Annotated in this window: 17 protein-coding genes; 13 read left to right on the top strand and 4 right to left on the bottom strand. The window is 64.5% G+C overall.

Translation table 11 applies throughout. From position 1 onward, the window contains the following. The first annotated feature begins 122 nt into the window (after positions 1 to 122). The 6 genes from purE to ACFOKJ_RS10380 all read left to right on the top strand — a co-directional run bounded on the left by purE (position 123) and on the right by ACFOKJ_RS10380 (position 5,000). Complete coding sequence (purE, locus tag ACFOKJ_RS10405; RefSeq protein ID WP_390279279.1) at positions 123 to 611, top strand: 5-(carboxyamino)imidazole ribonucleotide mutase; 489 nt, start codon at positions 123 to 125, stop codon at positions 609 to 611. Then, positions 611 to 1,741 (top strand): 5-(carboxyamino)imidazole ribonucleotide synthase, encoded by a 1,131-nt coding sequence (locus ACFOKJ_RS10400; protein ID WP_390279688.1) that lies wholly within the window; start codon positions 611 to 613, stop codon positions 1,739 to 1,741. Before purE ends, ACFOKJ_RS10400 begins: the two co-directional genes overlap by 1 nt. A gap of 48 nt (positions 1,742 to 1,789) precedes the next feature. Further along, complete coding sequence (locus tag ACFOKJ_RS10395; protein ID WP_390279277.1) at positions 1,790 to 2,200, top strand: VOC family protein; 411 nt, start codon at positions 1,790 to 1,792, stop codon at positions 2,198 to 2,200. A 10-nt stretch (positions 2,201 to 2,210) separates the two neighbouring features. Next, positions 2,211 to 3,089 (top strand): phosphoribosylaminoimidazolesuccinocarboxamide synthase, encoded by an 879-nt coding sequence (locus tag ACFOKJ_RS10390; RefSeq protein WP_390279275.1) that lies wholly within the window; start codon positions 2,211 to 2,213, stop codon positions 3,087 to 3,089. 310 nt (positions 3,090 to 3,399) lie between these two features. Beyond that, entirely contained in the window at positions 3,400 to 3,981 is a 582-nt protein-coding gene (locus ACFOKJ_RS10385; RefSeq protein WP_390279273.1) for a GNAT family N-acetyltransferase, read from the top strand. Between the two features lie 104 nt (positions 3,982 to 4,085). Further along, positions 4,086 to 5,000 (top strand): alpha/beta fold hydrolase, encoded by a 915-nt coding sequence (locus ACFOKJ_RS10380; protein WP_390279271.1) that lies wholly within the window; start codon positions 4,086 to 4,088, stop codon positions 4,998 to 5,000. Positions 5,001 to 5,010: 10 nt separating this feature from the next. Here ACFOKJ_RS10380 and ACFOKJ_RS10375 read toward each other — a convergent pair whose 3' ends face one another. Further along, positions 5,011 to 5,568 (bottom strand): carbonic anhydrase, encoded by a 558-nt coding sequence (locus tag ACFOKJ_RS10375; protein ID WP_390279269.1) that lies wholly within the window; start codon positions 5,566 to 5,568, stop codon positions 5,011 to 5,013. Between the two features lie 196 nt (positions 5,569 to 5,764). On the opposite strand from ACFOKJ_RS10375, the gene ACFOKJ_RS10370 reads away from it, so the two are divergent. Both ACFOKJ_RS10370 and ACFOKJ_RS10365 read left to right on the top strand, forming a co-directional pair. Continuing rightward, positions 5,765 to 7,786 carry an oxidoreductase gene (locus tag ACFOKJ_RS10370; RefSeq protein WP_390279267.1) on the top strand — a complete coding sequence of 674 codons (2,022 nt, stop codon included), beginning with the start codon at positions 5,765 to 5,767 and terminating at the stop codon, positions 7,784 to 7,786. A 368-nt stretch (positions 7,787 to 8,154) separates the two neighbouring features. Beyond that, positions 8,155 to 10,938 carry a putative bifunctional diguanylate cyclase/phosphodiesterase gene (locus tag ACFOKJ_RS10365; RefSeq protein ID WP_390279265.1) on the top strand — a complete coding sequence of 928 codons (2,784 nt, stop codon included), beginning with the start codon at positions 8,155 to 8,157 and terminating at the stop codon, positions 10,936 to 10,938. Between the two features lie 8 nt (positions 10,939 to 10,946). Here the strand turns inward: ACFOKJ_RS10365 and ACFOKJ_RS10360 are convergent, their stop codons facing one another. Beyond that, positions 10,947 to 11,426: a TlpA disulfide reductase family protein gene (locus ACFOKJ_RS10360; protein ID WP_390279263.1), complete on the bottom strand. Its 480-nt coding sequence runs from the start codon at positions 11,424 to 11,426 to the stop codon at positions 10,947 to 10,949. A 123-nt stretch (positions 11,427 to 11,549) separates the two neighbouring features. Between ACFOKJ_RS10360 and ACFOKJ_RS10355 the strand changes: the two genes are divergently transcribed. The 5 genes from ACFOKJ_RS10355 (at position 11,550) to ACFOKJ_RS10335 (ending at position 16,535) form a co-directional block, all read left to right on the top strand. Next, positions 11,550 to 12,494, top strand: a complete 945-nt coding sequence (locus ACFOKJ_RS10355; protein WP_390279261.1) for a carbohydrate kinase family protein — start codon at positions 11,550 to 11,552, stop codon at positions 12,492 to 12,494. 330 nt (positions 12,495 to 12,824) lie between these two features. After that, entirely contained in the window at positions 12,825 to 14,105 is a 1,281-nt protein-coding gene (gshA, locus tag ACFOKJ_RS10350) for a glutamate--cysteine ligase (protein WP_390279259.1), read from the top strand. Between the two features lie 29 nt (positions 14,106 to 14,134). Then, complete coding sequence (gshB, locus tag ACFOKJ_RS10345) at positions 14,135 to 15,091, top strand: glutathione synthase (RefSeq protein WP_390279257.1); 957 nt, start codon at positions 14,135 to 14,137, stop codon at positions 15,089 to 15,091. Between the two features lie 29 nt (positions 15,092 to 15,120). After that, positions 15,121 to 16,152 carry an FAD:protein FMN transferase gene (locus tag ACFOKJ_RS10340; protein WP_390279256.1) on the top strand — a complete coding sequence of 344 codons (1,032 nt, stop codon included), beginning with the start codon at positions 15,121 to 15,123 and terminating at the stop codon, positions 16,150 to 16,152. Continuing rightward, on the top strand, positions 16,149 to 16,535 hold the full coding sequence (locus tag ACFOKJ_RS10335) for a diacylglycerol kinase (RefSeq protein ID WP_390279254.1): 387 nt from the start codon (positions 16,149 to 16,151) through the stop codon (positions 16,533 to 16,535). Before ACFOKJ_RS10340 ends, ACFOKJ_RS10335 begins: the two co-directional genes overlap by 4 nt. Here the strand turns inward: ACFOKJ_RS10335 and ACFOKJ_RS10330 are convergent, their stop codons facing one another. Both ACFOKJ_RS10330 and ACFOKJ_RS10325 read right to left on the bottom strand, forming a co-directional pair. Continuing rightward, complete coding sequence (locus ACFOKJ_RS10330; RefSeq protein ID WP_390279252.1) at positions 16,536 to 17,285, bottom strand: hypothetical protein; 750 nt, start codon at positions 17,283 to 17,285, stop codon at positions 16,536 to 16,538. Positions 17,286 to 17,366: 81 nt separating this feature from the next. Further along, positions 17,367 to 17,744, bottom strand: coding sequence for a hypothetical protein (locus ACFOKJ_RS10325; protein ID WP_390279251.1), 378 nt, complete (start codon positions 17,742 to 17,744; stop codon positions 17,367 to 17,369). Positions 17,745 to 17,974: the final 230 nt, after the last annotated feature.

Genomic DNA, 17,974 nt, shown 5'->3' with positions numbered 1-17,974 from the left:
GCTGCCAGCATGGCGGCAGCCGGGTGCCGGTTTTATCGCCAGCGCGGCTACATCCGGCGGGCAAGCCCTTGCCGAATCAGGTAAAATCCCGTTTTTTCTCTCCTTAGACGGGACTCGCCTCCATGATCGAAGTTGGCATCGTGATGGGTAGCAACAGCGATTGGGAAGTCATGCAGAACGCCGCGCGCGTGCTGAAGGACTTCGGTATCGCCTTTGAAACCCGCGTCGTTTCCGCCCACCGCACTCCTGACCTGCTGTTCCAGTACGCCGAACAGGCGGAAGCGCGTGGCCTGAAGGCCATCATCGCCGGCGCCGGCGGCGCCGCCCACCTGCCGGGCATGCTGGCAGCCAAGACCCACATCCCGGTACTGGGCGTGCCGGTGCCGTCCAAGTACCTGCGCGGCGAAGACTCGCTGCTGTCCATCGTGCAGATGCCCAAGGGCATTCCGGTGGCCACCTTCGCCATTGGCGAAGCCGGTGCGGCCAACGCGGCACTGTTCGCGGTGGCGATGCTGGCAAACGGCAACCCGCAGCTGGCGGACAAGCTCAAGGCCTTCCGCAAGAAGCAGGAAGACACCGTGCTGGCGATGACGCTGCCGGAGGTGGAATGATGCGCGCCATCCTGCCGCCCGCGATGCTGGGCATCCTCGGCGGTGGCCAGCTGGGCCGCATGTTCGTTACCGCCGCCAAGCGCATGGGCTACCGTGTCACCGTGCTGGACCCGGATGCCAACGCTCCGGCAGCCGAATTCGCCGATGTGCACCTGTGCGCGCCGTTCGATGACGCCGCCGCGCTGAAGACCCTGGCCGACAGCTGCGCCGCGGTTACCACCGAATTCGAAAACGTCAACGCCGACGCCATGCGGCAGCTGGCCAAGACCACTCGCGTGTCGCCGTCCGGCGATTGCGTGGCCATCGCCCAGGATCGTATCGCCGAGAAAAGCTGGGTGCGCAAGGCCGGGCTGCCGACTGCGCCCTACCTGGCGCTGGAACAGGCCGCCGACCTGGCCGGCGATCTGGCCGACTACCTGCCGGGCATCCTCAAGACCGCGCGGCTGGGCTACGACGGCAAGGGCCAGGTGCGGGTGAAAACCGCCGACGAGGCACGCGAGGCTTTCGCCAGCCTGGGCGGCCAGGCCTGCGTGCTGGAAAAGATGCTGGACCTGAAGCTGGAAGTGTCCGCCATTGTTACCCGCGTCAGCACTGCCCAGGTAGCGGTGTTCCCGGTGGCCGAGAACATCCACAAGGATGGCATCCTCGACGAGTCCATCGTGCCGGCGCGCATTGCTCCGGAGTTGGCCGCACGCGCGCAGCAGTACGCGATGCAGCTGGCCGAGGCGCTGGACTACGTAGGCGTGCTGGCGGTGGAGTTCTTCGTGCTGGGCGACGACAGCCTGGTGGTGAACGAGATCGCACCGCGTCCGCACAACTCCGGCCACTACACCATCGACGCCTGTGCCACCGATCAGTACCAGCAACAGGTACGCGCCATGTGCGGCCTGCTGCCGGGGAAGACTGATCTGCTGTCGCCCATCGTGATGGTGAACCTGCTGGGCGATGTCTGGGGCGAGGACGGCGGCGAGCCGAACTGGTCGGTGCTGATGGAAGCGCCGAACACCCAGCTGCACCTGTACGGCAAGAAGCAGGCACGGGTTGGCCGCAAGATGGGCCACTACTGCGTGCTGGCGGCCGGCGTGGACGACGCGCTGGAGCAGGCGCGCGCGCTGAAGGATACCCTGTAAGGATTCAGGCGCAGCTCACAAGGCTGCGCCTTTTTCATGAAGTGACGCATGACGCTACAAGGGTTGAATCACCTGACGCTGGCGGTAAGCGATCTGGAGCGAGCCTGGCAGTTTTACTGTGGCGTGCTGAAGGCCAGGCCGGCGGCACGCTGGGCAGGCGGTGGCTACCTGACGCTGGGTGAGCTATGGCTGTGCCTGTCGCTGGATGACTGGCAAGGGCCGCCACGGGCTGGCTATACCCACTACGCATTTGGCGTGGAGGCTGCCGCGTTTCCCGCCTGGGTAGGCCGGTTGCAGGCTGCCGGAGTGCCTTGCTGGCGTGATAACCGCAGCGAAGGTGAATCGTTTTACTTTCTCGACCCGGATGGCCACCAGCTGGAGTTGCACGTCGGCTCGCTGACCAGCCGTCTGGCGGCATGCAGGATACGTCCCTACCAGGACATGCAGTTTTTTGATTGAAGGAATGACCATGACCGCTTCCAACACCACCCTCAAGAGCCTGAAGAAAATCTACTCGGGTAAAGTACGCGACCTGTACGAGATCGACGACAAGCGCATGCTGATGATCGCCAGCGATCGCCTGTCCGCCTTCGACGTGATCCTGGACGACCCGATTCCGGGCAAGGGCCAGATCCTCACCGCCATCTCCAACTTCTGGTTCGAGACCCTGAAGGACGTGGTGCCCAACCACCTCACCGGTGACAAGCCGGAAGACGTGGTATCGGCGGAAGACCTGCCGCTGGTGGCCGGTCGTGGCGTGGTGGCCAAGCGCCTGAAGCCGGTGATGATCGAAGCCGTGGTACGTGGCTACCTGGCCGGTTCCGGCTGGAAGGAATACCAGAAGTCCGGCACCGTGTGCGGCATCCAGCTGCCGGCCGGCCTGAAGGAATCCAGCAAGCTGCCGCAGCCGATCTTCACCCCGTCCACCAAGGCGGCAGTGGGCGATCACGACGAAAACATCACCTACGCGCAGTGCGAGGCCATCGTTGGCGCCGAACTGGCCGCCAAGGTACGCGACACCGCCATCCTGCTGTACCAGACCGCGGCTGAGTTCGCGGCCAAGCGCGGCATCATCATCTGCGATACCAAGTTCGAATTCGGTCTGGACGAAGATGGCACCCTGGTGCTGATGGACGAGGCGCTGACCCCGGATTCCAGCCGTTTCTGGCCGGCGGACAGCTATGCCGAAGGCAGCACCCCGCCGTCCTTCGACAAGCAGTTCGTGCGCGACTGGCTGGAGGCTTCCTGCTGGAACAAGCAGCCGCCGGCCCCGGCCGTGCCGCTGGACGTGCGCGAGAAGACCGCCGCCAAGTACCGCGAAGCGCTGGAGCGCCTGACCGGCAACTAAGGTTGGCCGCAAGGTCGTATCGCCTGAACCCGTGCTCGCCGGCACCGTTGATTGTGCAAACAAAGTCCTTTTGCCTCGCAAAAGGACTTTGTTTTGTAAACGGTAAGGCTGCCGATTCAAAGATTTGGCCGGGGCGCCCCGGCTTTGCCGGGTCCGGTGACGCTTAAGCGGGCTGTATGTCTGCAGCCTGAACCCGTGCCCGCTGGCACGGGTTTTTTCATGGCTGCCGTCGGTGGCGCTGTCGTAATCAAACCGCGAACGGCCGCTTGATGGCATACTTGCGCCTTTCTGCCGTAGCCCGGAGTGATCGATGGCGACATCGCAGCCCCCCTTGTCCACTGACCGTCTGCAACTGCTGCCCGCCGAGTCCGCGTGGGCCCGCGCCGTGCTGGATTACCAGCAGCGCAACCGCGAGCATTTTGCGCAGTGGGAGCCTACGCCGGGCGGCATGTTCTTCTCCGAGTTTTTCTGGTCGATGCGCATGCGCCAGCGCGAAGAAGACTGGCGTGAAGGCCGTGGCGCCACCTTTCTGCTGATGCGCGACAAGGAGCCGGGCCGGGTGATCGGCATGATCACCATCAGCAATATCGTGCGTGGCGTGTTCCAGGCCTGCCATGTCGGCTACAACCTGGACAAGGACTGCGAAGGTCAGGGCCTGATGCGCGAGGCGCTGGAGGCGGTGGTGCAGTTCGCCTTCATCAATCTGCGCCTGCACCGGGTACAGGCCAACTACCAGCCGCACAATGTGCGCAGCGCCGCGCTGCTCAAGCGCCTGGGCTTCCACATTGAAGGCCATGCCAAGGACTACCTGTTCCTGGATGGCGCCTGGCGCGACCACGTGCTGACCTCGCGCATCAACCCCGATTACGACAGCAAGCCGCTGCAGGCTTGAAGCGTGCCGCCGACGGCTTTTTTCCGGCGGCATATTCTGACAAACTGCAGCCATCATGCAGCCATTGTTACGCAATGGCTGTTTTCTTGTGGACAGGATACGTGATGCAGACATTCGTGCTGGCAGCCAGCGACGACACCCCCATTCATGGCCTGTGCTGGCTACCGGTAGACGCGCCGCGTGGCGTGGTGGTGATCAGCCACGGCATGAGCGAGCACGCGGCGCGCTACGCGCCGCTGGCGGCCAAGCTCGCGGCAGCAGGTTACGCGGTGTATGCACACGACCACCGCGGCCATGGCCGCTACGCGCCGGTGCCCGGCTGGTTCGCGGCGCAGGCAGGCTGGAGCCTGGTGGTGGATGATGTGCGCTGCGTGGTGGATCACGCGCGCAGCCAGCACGACTGCCCGCTGGTGCTGTACGGCCACAGCATGGGCAGCTTCATCGCCCGCAGCTTCCTGCTGCAGTACGGCCAGCGGCTGGATGGCCTGGTGCTGTCGGCCACCGGCTACCGCCAGCGGTGGCTGGCGCGCGTCATGCGCCAGGTCGCCCGCCTGGCCGGGCGGCTGGGCGGCGCGGATCGACCCAGCCCGTTCATGACTGCGCTGGTATTCGGCAGTTTCAATCTGGGTTTCCTGCCGGCACGCACCCGGCTGGACTGGTTGAGCAGCGATCCGGCGGCGGTGGATGCCTACATTGCCGACCCGCTGTGCGGGCAGTTTCCCACCCCGCGGCTGTGGCAGGACCTGTTCGGCGGCATTATCGCCATGGAGGCCGGCGAGGCCGACGGCCGGGCCTTGCCGAAGAACTGCCCGGTGTGGCTGCAGGCCGGCAGCCGCGATCCGGTGAGCCTGGGCAAGTTCGGCCTGGGGCAGTTGGCCGCGCGCTACCGCCGCGCCGGCCTGCAGGATGTGACGGTAACGGTGTATCGCGGCTGCCGCCACGAAATGCATCAGGAAACCAATCGCGCGGAATTCGAGGCCGATCTGCTGGCCTGGCTCAACCGCGTTACCGCGCGCTGATTTTACGGGTTCAGCTGCGCGGCACGATCTGCTGCACGCTGCCGTCCAGCGCCATCAGGTAGGTGTGCACCTGCAGCTGCGGGTATTTAGCCAGAATCTGTTGCCGCAACTGCATCAGGGTTTCGGCGTGTACCGCCGTCTCCGCATCCGGCGTCTTGCCGAAGTCCTCGCCCAGAATCACCTTGTAGGCGCCGCAGTCGCGGTGGTCGAGAACGATTACCTGATGGATGTGGTGCAGGTCGATGGCCACCTGCAGATGCTCCCAGAACGCGGTGTTCCACGCCGGAAACTTGCGCGTTACCGCACCCAGCGCCGCGCCGGCCAATACGATGTGGTCGTACTTGTTGCGCATGCCCATGCCGGCCATGAAGCGCTCGGTATCATCCACCAGCCGATAATCCATGCACGACAGCAGCAGGGCATCGGTACCGCCGGCCGCCAGCGCGGTCTGCGGCAGAAAGCTGCCCAGCAGCGTTGCACCGCCGCCCAGTGCGGCCAACCGCAGGAACTGGCGGCGGCCCAGCTGCAGCGCGGCTGCCGGGGTGACATGACAGGATGGCTGGCACATGGTGACTCCCTGAGAGTGTTGTGATTTTGTCATCAATTGTAAGCCAGCGTGCTGCGCATGACAGACAGGCGTGCGAATTAAAACGATCGTTTGACAACTTACTTACCAGTAAGTATCGTCGCTGGCAGGCTGTGCCATACCGATAATCAAGGGCTTGCCCGCGCAGACGGGCCGCCGCGACACGAGGATGAACATCATGACCGCATACCCGCACCTGCTGGCGCCACTGGATCTGGGCTTCACCACCCTGAAGAACCGCGTGTTGATGGGCTCGATGCATACCGGGCTGGAAGAAGCGCCGGGCGGCTTCGAGAAGATGGCCGCTTTCTATGCCGAGCGCGCACGCGGCGGGGTGGGGCTGATCGTTACCGGCGGCGTGGGGCCGAATGAGGAAGGCCGCGTGGCCGATGGTGCCTCCATGCTGGCGGACGAGCACGAAGTGCCGCAGCACCGCACCGTTACCGACGCGGTGCATGCCGCCGGCGGCAAGATCGCCATGCAGATCCTGCACACCGGGCGCTACAGCTTTCAGGAGCAGCTGGTGTCGGCATCGCCGATCTGTGCGCCGATCAACTTCTACCGCCCGCGCGAGATGTCGGAAGACGATATCCAGCGCACCATCGCCGATTTCGCCCGCTGCGCGAAACTGGCGCAGCAGGCCGGTTACGACGGCGTGGAAGTGATGGGCTCGGAAGGCTACCTGATCAACCAGTTCATCGCCCGCCACACCAACAAGCGTACTGACCGCTGGGGCGGCAGCTTCGAAAACCGCATCCGCTTCGCGCTGGAAGTGCTGCGCGCGGTGCGCGCCGCGGTTGGCCGCGAGTTCATCATCATCTACCGGCTGTCGATGCTGGACCTGGTGCAGGACGGCAGCAATTTCGACGAAGTGGTGGCGTTGGCGCAGGAAGTGGAAAAGGCTGGCGCCACCATCATCAACACCGGCATCGGCTGGCATGAGGCGCGGGTGCCCACCATTGCCACCAGCGTGCCGCGCGGCGGTTTTGCCTGGGTGACCAGGAAACTGATGGGCAAGGTCAGCATTCCGCTGATCACCACCAACCGCATCAACACGCCGGATATCGCCGAGCAGATTCTCGCCGACGGCTGCGCCGACATGGTATCGATGGCGCGGCCGTTCCTGGCCGATGCCGAGTTCGTCAACAAGGCCGCCGCCGGCCGGGGCGACGAGATCAACACCTGTATCGGCTGCAACCAGGCCTGCCTGGACCACATCTTCCAGGGCAAGCTCACCAGCTGCCTGGTGAACCCGCGCGCCTGCCGCGAGACCGAACTCAACTACCTGCCTGCCGCCACGCCGAAAAAACTGGCGGTGGTGGGTGCCGGCCCGGCCGGCATGGCGTTTGCCACCATCGCCGCCGAGCGCGGCCACGCGGTAACGCTGTTCGATGCCGCAGGCGAGATCGGCGGCCAGTTCAACGTGGCCAAGCGCATTCCGGGCAAGGAGGAATTCCACGAGACGCTGCGCTACTTCGCGCGCCGCATCGACACTACCGGTGTGCAGCTGCGGCTGAACACCCGCGTGTCGGCGGCGGATCTGGCGGACTTTGACGAGGTGGTGCTGGCAACCGGCATTGCGCCGCGCACGCCGGACATTCCGGGCATCGATCACCCCAAGGTGCTGAGCTACCTGGATGTGCTCAAGCACGGCAAGCCGGTTGGCCGCAAGGTGGCCATCATCGGTGCCGGTGGCATCGGTTTCGATACCGCCGAGTTTCTCACCCATGAGGGCAAGTCGCCGTCGCTGGATGTGGCGGCCTTCATGCGCGAGTGGGGGGTGGACATGGATATCGCCACTGCCGGCGGTCTGGCAGCCAGCGGCCCGCAGCCGCATCCCAGCCCGCGTGAGGTGTACCTGCTGCAGCGCAAGAACAGCAAGGTAGGTGAGGGTCTGGGCAAGACCACTGGCTGGATTCACCGCAGCAGCCTGCAGATGAAGCAGGTGAAGATGATTCCGGGCGTGAGCTACGAACGCATCGACGATGCCGGCCTGCATGTAGTGATCAAGGGCGAAGCGCAAGTGCTGGCGGTGGACAACATCATCCTCTGCGCCGGGCAGGAGCCGCTGCGCGAACTGCAACAGCCCTTGCTGGCTGCCGGCAAGCCGGTGCACCTGATTGGCGGCGCCGACGTGGCGGCGGAGCTGGATGCCAAGCGGGCAATCGATCAGGGGGCGCGCCTGGCGGCAACAATCTGAAGCTGTTGCAGACGCATTCCAGCAAGGCGGCCGGTATATCCGGCCGCCTTGTTGTTTGTGGCGGCAAGGACAAAATCGGCAGCCAGCCGGCAGGCAAGTGGCGCGCGCGTGTGGCAAAGCGCTGCTTGTTTGCGTTTAGTCATAAACTACTTTTATCGAAAATATACAGTTGCTGACGATTTGGCGATTGTTGCTGGAAGCAATCGTAGTGGCATGGCAATCTTGTCTGACAAAATCCATATCGATAAATGCAGGCGGAAAACAACCACAGGGAGCCGGGGCGAAGGTCTTTCCGGTCAGGCGACATGCCGGCTCGGCAATAGCGCCCCTGGCAAGCCGCCGGCGGAGCAGCAATCACAACCAACATCATGATCCGCACCTTGAGTGAATATCTGCTGTCGTGGCGCCTGACGCCAGTATTGCTGAGTTGCCAGTTGGCGCTGCTGCTGTGGTGGCAATGGCTGGGTTGGCCGCATGCCCATGGCGCCTGGCTGATGCTGCCCTTGTCCGCGCTGTGGCTGGGGCTGCTGTATCGCCGCCAGTGCTGGCGGCTGCAGCAGCTGGCCCGGCGAGCCGGGGCGCAGGCCGAAGGCGCCTTGCTGGAGCGGTTGCCGGAAGCACCCGGCGATGCCACCTCCGCACTGGCCAGCGCCTGCAACCGGTTGGCCGCACAGCTGCAGCGGGCGCGGCAGGGGGAGAATCATGGCCGGCATTTTGCCGACATGCTGCTGCAGGCAATGCCGATGCCGGTGTTCTACAAGGACCTGCAGGGGCGCTACCTGGGTTGCAACGAGGCCTTTGCCCGCGTGATCGGCCAGTCGCGGCACGCCATTCGTGGCAAGAGTGCCGAGGAGCTGTGGGGGCGCCGGCTGGCGCAGGTGCATCAGCAGCATGACGAGGCGCTGCTGCAGGGCGCGGCGCGGCAGGACTACCACGGCCAGTTGCGCGACCAGTACGGCGCTTGCCGCCAGGTGATCTTTTCCAAGAACGTGTTCTACGGCGAGGATGGCAAGCTGGCCGGCATCATCGGCGCCTGGAACGATGTCAGCGAGCTGCGTCAGGCTGAAAGCCGGCTGCGGCTGCTGGCCGGGGTATTCAAGCACTCGCACGAGGGCATCGCCATTACCGATGCGCGCGGCCGCATCCTGGATGCCAACCGCGCGCTGTGCCAGATCAGCGGTTACCAGCGTGAAGCGCTGCAGGAGGTGCGGCTGCAGGATTTCTGCTCCGCCCGGCATGAGCCGGCGTTCTACGACGCGATCCTGCAGCAGCTGCAGGCTGACGGCCACTGGCAGGGCGAGGTGTGGGCCCGCCGCCACGACGGCGAACCCTACCCGGTGCTGCTGTCGATTTCCAGCGTGCCGGATGCCGACGGTACCTTGCGCAACTACATCGCCATCTTCACCGATATCCGCGTACTCAAGGAGCAGGAGCAGCGGCTGGACCAGCTGGCGCAGCACGATGCGCTGACCCAGCTGCCCAACCGCGCACAGTTGGCCGCGCGCATGCAGCAGAGCATGGCGCGCGCGCAGGGCAACGGCCTGCTGCTGGCGGTGTGCTTCATGGACCTGGATGGCTTCAAGCGGGTGAACGACCGCCACGGCCAGCAACTGGGCGACCAGTTGCTGATCCAGGTGGCTGGCCGGCTGCGCGATGCGCTGCGCGGCAGTGACACCGTGGCACGGCTGGGGGGCGACGAATTCGCGCTGGTGCTGACCGACCTGCCGGATCTGGAAGCCTGCCACAGCAGCCTGCAACGCCTGCTGGACATCATCGCCCAGCCTTATGAACTGTCCGGCATGCAGCTGCAGATCAGCGCCAGCATCGGCGTGGCCTTGTACCCGCAGGACGAGCACGATCCGGACACCTTGTTGCGCCACGCCGACCAGGCCATGTACCAGGTAAAAGAGCAGGGCCGCAACGGCTACCGGCTGTTCGATGCCGAGCACGACAAGCGCCGCCGCAGCCGCAAGGAAAGCCTGGTCCGCTTGCGGCAGGCGCTGGAGCAGGGCGAGCTGCGGCTGTACTACCAGCCCAAGGTGAACATGCGCAACGGCAAGGTAGTGGGGGCAGAGGCGCTGCTGCGCTGGCACCACCCGCAACACGGCGTGCTGGCGCCCGGCGCCTTCCTGGCCGATATCGAGGACAGCGAACTGGACATCCCGCTGGGCGAGTGGGTGATCCGTACCGCGCTGGCGCAGATGCAGGAATGGCGCGCCCGTGGCCTGCTGCTGGGCATCAGCGTCAATATTTCCGCCTTCCACCTGCAGCAGCCGGACTTTGCCCGCCGCATGGCGGTGCTGCTGCAGGAATACCCGCAACTGCCACGCGACATGCTGGAGATCGAGGTGTTGGAAAGTACCGCGCTATCCGACCTGGAGCGGGTAATCGCGCTGATGCGCGACTGCCAGGCGCTGGGGGTGCGCTTTGCGCTGGATGACTTCGGTACCGGCTACTCCTCGCTGCTGTACCTGAAGCGGTTGCCGGCGGACAAGCTCAAGATCGACCAGTCCTTTATCCGCAACATGCACGAGGACACCGACGATCTGGCCATCGTGCAGGGCATCATCGGCCTGTCCGGCGCCTTCAACCGCCACCTGGTGGCCGAAGGAGTGGAAACCGACGAGCACGGCAAGCTGCTGCTGTATCTGGGTTGTGAAGTGGCACAGGGCTACGGCATCGCCCGACCGATGCCGGCGGACCACTTCTTTGACTGGGTGCGCCGCTGGCAGGGCAACCCGCACTGGGAGTTCGCCGCGCGCCAGCGCTGGACCCAGCAGGACATCGCGCTGTTCCGCCTGGAGCTGGCCTACCGCGCCACGCTGGGGCGACTGCTGGAACTGGCGGCCGGCGATGGCAAACCGGGCGACTGGGATGCGGCCAGCTACGCCGAGTTTGCCGGCTGGTATCTGGAGGAAGGGCAGCGTGGCTACGGTCATCACCCGCGCTACCGCGAGCTGGGCGAATTGCTGCAGGCCATCGGCAGCCACAGCTTCCAGCTATGGCAGGCCATGCAGCAGCACGACCAGCAGGCAGTGGCGGCCGAGGTGCCCGAGCTGCTGCGCCTGCGCGAAACACTGACCGAGGCGGTGCGCAGCCTGCTGCCCGGCCACAGCATGGCAGATGAGCGCAACGCGTTTTTTGATCTGTAGCCGGCCGCTCAGCGCAGCGGCAGCGCCTGCAGCAGCGCTTTTTCGTCGATGATGCCGAGGATACGCTTCACCGGCTGGCCGCGTTCGTCCAGGATCACGGTGAACGGCAGCCCTCCGGCCTTGTTGCCCAGGGTGCGCATCAGCTCGATGCCGTCACCGTCGGCCAGCACGATGGGGTAGCTCACCGGCGTCTGCTTCAGAAAGCCCTGTACCTGCTCCGGCTGGTCCAGCGCGATGCCGACAAAGCGCACGCCGCGTGCGGCCAAGCGCTTCGCCTCCGCCGACAGCATCGGCATCTCTATACGGCAGGGGGCGCACCAGGTGGCCCAGAAGTTCACCACTGTCAGCTTGCCCTGCAGGCGGGCAAACTGTGCCGGCTTGCCTTCCGGCGTGTTCAGCGGGATGGTGCCCAGGTCGTTGGCAGCCAGTGCCTTGAGCGGGAGCAGCAGGGCCAGCAGCAGTGCTGCGGCAGGGCGGACAATTGCCATGGTTTATTCCGGAGTAATACTTAAAAAGTCGTTAGTTATCTGCATGTTGGCCGCAGTTCACGGCTGACTGTCACACAGGCTTCATGCTAGACTCGCCGATTGCCTTTTAGTTTTGCACCAGCCATGTCGATTCTGGTTTGCGGGGCGCTAGCCTACGATACCCTGTTTGCCTTTAAAGGCCGCTTTGACAGCCAGATCCTGCCGGATCAGCTGCACAAGATTTCCACTACCTTCCTGGCCCCGTCCATGCGGCGCGAGTTTGGCGGCATGGCCGGCAACATCGCCTACAGCCTGAGCCTGCTGGGCGAGCGCCCGATGGTGATGGGCGTGGTGGGCGAGGATTTCGAGCCCTACCGCCAGCACCTCAAGCGCAACAATGTGGATGACCGCTTCATCCGCACCGTGCCCGGGCAGTACACCTCGCAGTGCTTCGGTATCTCCGACAAGGACGGCAACCAGCTGATGGCCTTCCACCCGGGGGCGATGGATTTTGCCACCGATAACCATATTGCCGATATAGCCGAGCCGATTGAGCTGGCCATTCTGTCGCCGGGCGGCCATCAGGCTTTCCTGCAGCACTCGCGCGAACTGCACGCCGCCGGCATTCCCTTCATCTTCGACCCCGGTCAGGAGCTGCCGCTGCTGTCGGCGGAGGAAATCCGCGAGATCGTGGCATTGGCCAATTACGTGGCGATCAATGACTACGAAAGCGAGCTGATGCGCGAGCGCGCCGGGCTGACGGTGGACGACCTGCGCCAGCAAGTCGAGGCGCTGGTGGTGACGCGTGGCTCCAAGGGTGCCGAGATCTACGTTGGCGACAGCGTGCACCTGATTCCGCGCGTGCAGATGCCGGTGAAACCGGTGGATCCGATGGGCTGCGGCGATGCCTTCCGCGCCGGCCTGCTGTACGGCATCAAGTACGGCCTGGACTGGAAAGTCACCGGCCGGCTGGCCAATGTGATCGGCGCCATCAAGGTGGCGACCCACGGCTGTCAGAACCATTTCTTCGACTGGAACAAGCTGCGCCAGCTGTATCAGGAAGCCTACGGCGAGCCGTGGCCGCTGTGATGCGGCCAACCGTGCTTTGTTTTGTAAACAGGAAGGCTGCCGATTCAAGCGCTTAGCTGGAGCGGCCCGGCTTTGCCGGGTCCGGCAATGCATAAATGGGCAGTTTGTCAGCAGCCTGAAACCCGGCCACGGCCGGGTTTTTTGTTGTCTGTCCGGTCGCGTTGCTACCCAGGCTGGTCGGCTGGTTTCTGTCCGCCACGCGGCACTTGTGGTTTGCTAAGCTGGCAATAAAACACGCTGTTCAATTTCCATGTTGGCCGCAGGCTTGAATCTCGTCGTCATCGGCCCCACCATGCATGGATTGCGAATTCCCTCGGCAGAAAGGGCAACATGACCGTACCGCATCTCACCACCGCACTGACCGGCCCGCTACGCGAGCTGGAAAGCCGCATCCTGGCTGCGCAGCCGCATATCGAACACTGGTTCCGCAGCCAGTGGCACAACCACGCGGTGCCGTTCTACGGCTCGGTGGACCTGCGCAACAGCGGCTTCAAACTGGCGCCGGTGGACATGAACCTGTTTCCGGGCGGGCATAACAACCTGAATCCGGACTTTCTGCCGCTGGCGGTACAGGCCGCGCAGAGCGCGGTGGACCGGGTCTGCCCGGAAGCGCGCAACATCCTGGTGATTCCGGAGAATCACACCCGCAACAGCTTCTACCTGCAGAACGTGGCGGCACTGGTGCATATCTTCGAGCAGGCCGGCCTCAAGGTACGCCTGGGCTCGCTGAACCCGGAAATCACCGCGCCTACCCAGCTCACCGCCGCCAATGGCGCGGTGATCACCCTGGAGCCGCTTGAACGCCGTGGCAACCGCCTGGTGCTGGCCGACGGTTTCAGTCCCTGCATCGTGCTGCTGAACAATGATCTGTCCGGCGGCATTCCGGACATCCTGAAAAACCTGGAGCAGAACCTGCTGCCGCCGCTGCATGGCGGCTGGGCGGTACGGCGCAAGAGCAACCACTTTGCCGCCTACGACAAGGTGGCGGACGACTTCTCCTCGCTGATCTCCATCGACCCGTGGCTGATCAACCCCTACTACAGCACCGCCACCGGCCTGGATTTCCATACCCGCCAGGGCGAGGACGAGCTGGCCGCCAAGGTGGAAAGCGTGCTGGCGCGCACCCGTGCCAAGTACCGCGAGTACGGCATCGACCATGAGCCCTACGTGATCGTGAAGGCTGATGCCGGCACCTACGGCATGGGCGTGATGAGCGTGAAGACACCGGAAGAGGTGATTGGCCTCAACCGCAAGGCGCGCAACAAGATGTCGGTGGTGAAGGAAGGCCTGGAAGTGTCCGAGGTGATCGTGCAGGAAGGCGTGTACACCTTCGAATCGATCAACGAGGCAGTGGCCGAGCCGGTGGTATACATGATGGACCGCTACGTGATCGGCGGCTTCTACCGGGTGCATACCGGCCGCGGCGTGGACGAGAACCTGAACGCCCCCGGCATGCACTTCGTGCCGCTGTCGTTCGAGAAGCCCTGCCTGCCGGACCGCCATGCCGGCCCGGACGCCCCGCCGAACCGCTTCTATGCTTACGGTGTGATTTCGCGCCTGGCGCTGCTGGCGGCATCGCTGGAGCTGGAAGCTACCGACCCGGACGCCTGAGCCTGCGGCCAACTTGAGGAAATTACGCAATGCACATCCTGTTCATCGCCGACCCGCTGGAACACTTCAAGCTGTACAAGGACACCACCTACGCCATGATGGAAGAGGCCGCCAAGCGCAGCCACGGCATCTGGTTCTGCGAGGCGGGCGACCTGTACGTGGAAGGCGGGCGCATCCTGGCCGAGGCGGTGCCGGTGCACCTCACCGGCAGCAAGGACAAGGACTGGTTCCGCAAGGGCACGTTGCAGGCGCAGGCGCTGCAGAACTTCTCCGCCATCGTGATGCGCAAGGACCCGCCGTTCGACCTGGAATACCTGTACGCCACCCAGCTGCTGACCCAGGCCGAGGCACAGGGCGCCCGGGTGTTCAACCGCGGCCAGGCGCTGCGCGACTTCAACGAAAAGCTGGCCATCCTCAATTTCGAGGAGCAGATTGCGCCGACCATGGTCACCTCGCGTCCGGATCGCCTCAAGCGCTTCGTGCGCCAGCACCAGGATGCCATTCTCAAGCCGCTGGACGGCATGGGTGGCAGCGGTATCTTCCGCGTTACCCCGGACGACCCCAACCTCAATGTGATCATCGAAACCGTCAGCCACAATGGCACGCGCACGGTGATGGCGCAGCGCTATATTCCGGAGATCCGCAACGGCGACAAGCGCGTGCTGGTGATCGACGGCGTACCGGTGGAGTACTGCCTGGCGCGTATTCCGCAGGCTGGTGAAACCCGTGGCAACCTGGCGGCCGGTGGCCGTGGCGAAGCGCGGGCTCTGACCGACCGCGACCGCGAGATCGCGCTGGCGCTGGCGCCTGAGCTGAAGCGCCGCGGCATCCTGCTGGCCGGGCTGGACGTGATCGGCAACTACCTTACCGAGGTCAATGTCACCAGCCCCACCTGCTTCCGCGAAATCATGGACCAGGCTGGCATCAATGTCGCCGGCCTGTTCATCGACGCGCTGGAGCGCGCGGTGGAGCATCCGGCGACGTGAGCCTGATGCGTCATCGGCAAAGGGCGGCCTTGGCCGCCCTTGTCGTTTTGGCACTGGCGGCCTGCAGCCGCGAACCGGAGCCTTACCAGCAGGAAAGCTATGTGTTCGGCACCCGCGTGGAGCTGACACTGTATGCCGATAATCAGGCGTTGGCCGCACGCGCCGCCGGCGCGGTGCTGGCAGACCTCGACCGCCTGCACCGGCAACTGCATGCCTGGGCGCTGGATGGCGAGCTGGCGGCGGTCAACCGCGCGCTGGCCGCCGGGCAGCCGTTTACGCCCTCGCCGGAGCTGGCGGAACTGATCGCCAAGGGCCAGCGGCTGGAAGCGCAGTCCGATGGTCTGTTCTCGCCGGCAATCGGTGCGCTGGTGGCGGCCTGGGGTTTTCATGCCGATAGCTACGCTGCCCGCCTGCCGGCACCTGAGCAGCTGGCCGCGCTGCTGGCGGCACGGCCACGCCTGGCCGATCTGCAGGCCGGTAGCGGGCGGATGGTTGGCCGCACCCGGGCCATGCAGCTGGATTTCGGCGGCATGGCCAAGGGCTGGGCGCTGGATCGGGCCCGCCGCCAGCTGCTTAAGGCTGGCATCAGCTCGGCATTGTTGAATATCGGCGGCAATATCATCGCGCTGGGGAAAAAGCCGGATGGCACGCCGTGGCAGGTCGGCATCCGCCATCCGCGCCGTGGCGAGGCCATGGCCAGCATCGCGCTGGCGGATGGCGAGGCACTGGGCACTTCCGGCGACTACCAGCGCTACTTCGAACTGGGCGGCCGGCGCTACTGCCACCTGATCGACCCGCGCGATGGCAACGCCGACTGTCGCGTACAATCGGTGTCGGTACTGGCCCGGCCGGGGCCGGATGCCGGCCTGCTGTCGGATGTCGCCAGCAAGCCGCTGTACTTTGCCGGGGCTGCCGCTGCGGCCAACTATGCCCGCCGTTTCGGCCTGGGAGGCTGGCTGTTGATCGATGGCCGCGGCGAAGCCTGGCTCGGCCCGGCCATGCAGGCGCGGCTCCAGTGGCGCCTCAAGCCTGCTGTCATTCACCTAACAGGAACACCATGACGCTGCACAAGGAGAGCCCGTTCAAGGGCAAGACCGGTCTCAAGCGCCTGAGCAATGCGCTGGGCTATTCGCTGGATGGCCTGCGCGCGGCGCTGCGCCACGAGGATGCTTTCCGCCAGTTGTCGCTGCTGGCGGTGGTGCTGATTCCGCTGGCTATCTTCGCGGTACCGGCAAGCGGTGTGGGCAAGGCGCTGCTGGTGGCCGCCTCGCTGGCCACGCTGGTGATCGAGCTGCTGAATTCCGCTATCGAGGCCGCGGTGGACCACACCTCGCTGGAACGTCACCCACTGGCCAAGCGCGCCAAGGACATGGGCAGCGCCGCCCAGCTGCTGGGCCTGCTCAACCTGGCCGCCATGTGGGCGCTGGTGTTGTTTTACCCGTAATCAGCGCAGCAGGCGACGTTGCAGCTCGCTTATCGCCAGGCAGCCCAGTATGGCTATCGCGATGCTTTGCCAGATGCCGGTGCGCTCAAGGCACACGGCCATAATCCCGCAGAAGGCAATGAAGGCCGGACGTCCCGCGCTCATGCCATGCATCAGATCATTCACTGCGCTGACGTTTTGGTAACGATGTATCTCGATTGCCAGCAGACAGCCCAGTATCGGGAACACCGCAAAAGTGCCTCCCCATTGCGGGCCGGCATGCGCTGCGATGAAGCTGGTCAATAGTGTCAGACTTGCACCCGCCAGCAAGCGTAAACCCAAGGGACTTTGCCGACTGGCAGAAGCAGCATGCGTTTTGTCGCGGGGCGGTAGCAGCCTGCTGTTCAGATAGCTGGCCAGCAGCGCTACGATGATCGCAGGGCCCAATCCTGGACCTATGCCGGGAAGCAGGGCGGCCGTTGCCGTCCATAAAGATATGCCGGCAAGGGTGGCAAGTTGCCATCCACGATGACTGTTGCGGGCATAAGCCAGGTTGAAAGCTTCCGATGCGGCAACCGCCGCCACCGACATCGATGCAGCCTGGGCTGCAAAGTGCTTGCCCTGCTCCAGCGCCAGAATGGCGAGTATCGGGCCTGCTACCCAGGGGAGTGCCGTCAGCCTGCCGGCAACATGCTGCCCCCACCATTTACCGCTTTGCGCTAGGGCATATAGCAGGCAGGGAACCAGAATCAGCTTGAGGGTGAGGAGCATGGCTGTGCTTGCAGAAATGACAGCCAATTATACTGACTCTTGTTTCAGGTGGCTGCTCAAGCAGGTACTGGCCACGGCTGGTCATGATTTCCGGCATCGGTACAAGAGCCCTGGATAGACACGAATATAGTCGCCGCCAGGCTCCATGCTCGGCGGTTCTTCGACCAACTCCCATTCACATCCACCAGCCCGCAGGATGCGGTACACCGGGCAGCCGCTCTCGTAGCGCAGCAGCTCCTGGCCGCGAAAGCGCTCCAGCGGCAGCAGCGGCAGCTCCTGGCGCGCCAGGAACATCGCCAGCGTGCTGGGCGTCATGTCGGCAAGCTGTTCCTGATCCGCGCGCCAGATGCCGGTAAACATCACCAGCAGAGAGAAGCCCAGCAAGGGCCAGGCGCCATCGGCGGCAAACATCAGACTGAGTACGCTGGCGCCCACAAAGAAAAATTGGCTGTTTGGCATGATGCGGATACTCCGCTTGCACATCCGTCATGGGCGGCATGCGCCAATGCGAAACGCCGCGCGTTGGCGGCGTGTTGAGGGGAGCCCGTCGGGAATGGAGCGCGATCATCGCTCCGGATGCACTTCCCGCATGACAATCTCCGGCGTGCTCCCTTGCCTGAATCATAGCCACTGCCCGGAGGGATGCCAGCGCAAAAAGTAGGCGCCGACAAAGAAAAACCGCCCTGAAG

The organism is Vogesella amnigena, from assembly GCF_042648905.1.
Classification (GTDB): domain Bacteria; phylum Pseudomonadota; class Gammaproteobacteria; order Burkholderiales; family Chromobacteriaceae; genus Vogesella; species Vogesella amnigena.
The sequence above is the reverse complement of the archived record's forward strand: the minus strand, read 5'-3'. Positions and strand labels throughout refer to the sequence as shown.

What these genes read in the sequence shown, in the direction of transcription:
- ACFOKJ_RS10370 (WP_390279267.1), top strand. Translation starts at nt 5,765, where the DNA reads ATGACCGCATACCCGCACCTGCTGGCGCCACTGGATCTGGGCTTCACC.
- ACFOKJ_RS10365 (WP_390279265.1), top strand. Translation starts at nt 8,155, where the DNA reads ATGATCCGCACCTTGAGTGAATATCTGCTGTCGTGGCGCCTGACGCCA.
- gshA (WP_390279259.1), top strand. Translation starts at nt 12,825, where the DNA reads ATGACCGTACCGCATCTCACCACCGCACTGACCGGCCCGCTACGCGAG.
- ACFOKJ_RS10380 (WP_390279271.1), top strand. Translation starts at nt 4,086, where the DNA reads ATGCAGACATTCGTGCTGGCAGCCAGCGACGACACCCCCATTCATGGC.
- purE (WP_390279279.1), top strand. Translation starts at nt 123, where the DNA reads ATGATCGAAGTTGGCATCGTGATGGGTAGCAACAGCGATTGGGAAGTC.
- ACFOKJ_RS10335 (WP_390279254.1), top strand. Translation starts at nt 16,149, where the DNA reads ATGACGCTGCACAAGGAGAGCCCGTTCAAGGGCAAGACCGGTCTCAAG.
- ACFOKJ_RS10385 (WP_390279273.1), top strand. Translation starts at nt 3,400, where the DNA reads ATGGCGACATCGCAGCCCCCCTTGTCCACTGACCGTCTGCAACTGCTG.
- ACFOKJ_RS10360 (WP_390279263.1), bottom strand. Translation starts at nt 11,426, where the DNA reads ATGGCAATTGTCCGCCCTGCCGCAGCACTGCTGCTGGCCCTGCTGCTC.
- ACFOKJ_RS10375 (WP_390279269.1), bottom strand. Translation starts at nt 5,568, where the DNA reads ATGTGCCAGCCATCCTGTCATGTCACCCCGGCAGCCGCGCTGCAGCTG.
- ACFOKJ_RS10400 (WP_390279688.1), top strand. Translation starts at nt 611, where the DNA reads ATGCGCGCCATCCTGCCGCCCGCGATGCTGGGCATCCTCGGCGGTGGC.
- ACFOKJ_RS10390 (WP_390279275.1), top strand. Translation starts at nt 2,211, where the DNA reads ATGACCGCTTCCAACACCACCCTCAAGAGCCTGAAGAAAATCTACTCG.
- ACFOKJ_RS10395 (WP_390279277.1), top strand. Translation starts at nt 1,790, where the DNA reads ATGACGCTACAAGGGTTGAATCACCTGACGCTGGCGGTAAGCGATCTG.
- ACFOKJ_RS10330 (WP_390279252.1), bottom strand. Translation starts at nt 17,285, where the DNA reads ATGCTCCTCACCCTCAAGCTGATTCTGGTTCCCTGCCTGCTATATGCC.
- ACFOKJ_RS10355 (WP_390279261.1), top strand. Translation starts at nt 11,550, where the DNA reads ATGTCGATTCTGGTTTGCGGGGCGCTAGCCTACGATACCCTGTTTGCC.
- ACFOKJ_RS10325 (WP_390279251.1), bottom strand. Translation starts at nt 17,744, where the DNA reads ATGCCAAACAGCCAATTTTTCTTTGTGGGCGCCAGCGTACTCAGTCTG.
- gshB (WP_390279257.1), top strand. Translation starts at nt 14,135, where the DNA reads ATGCACATCCTGTTCATCGCCGACCCGCTGGAACACTTCAAGCTGTAC.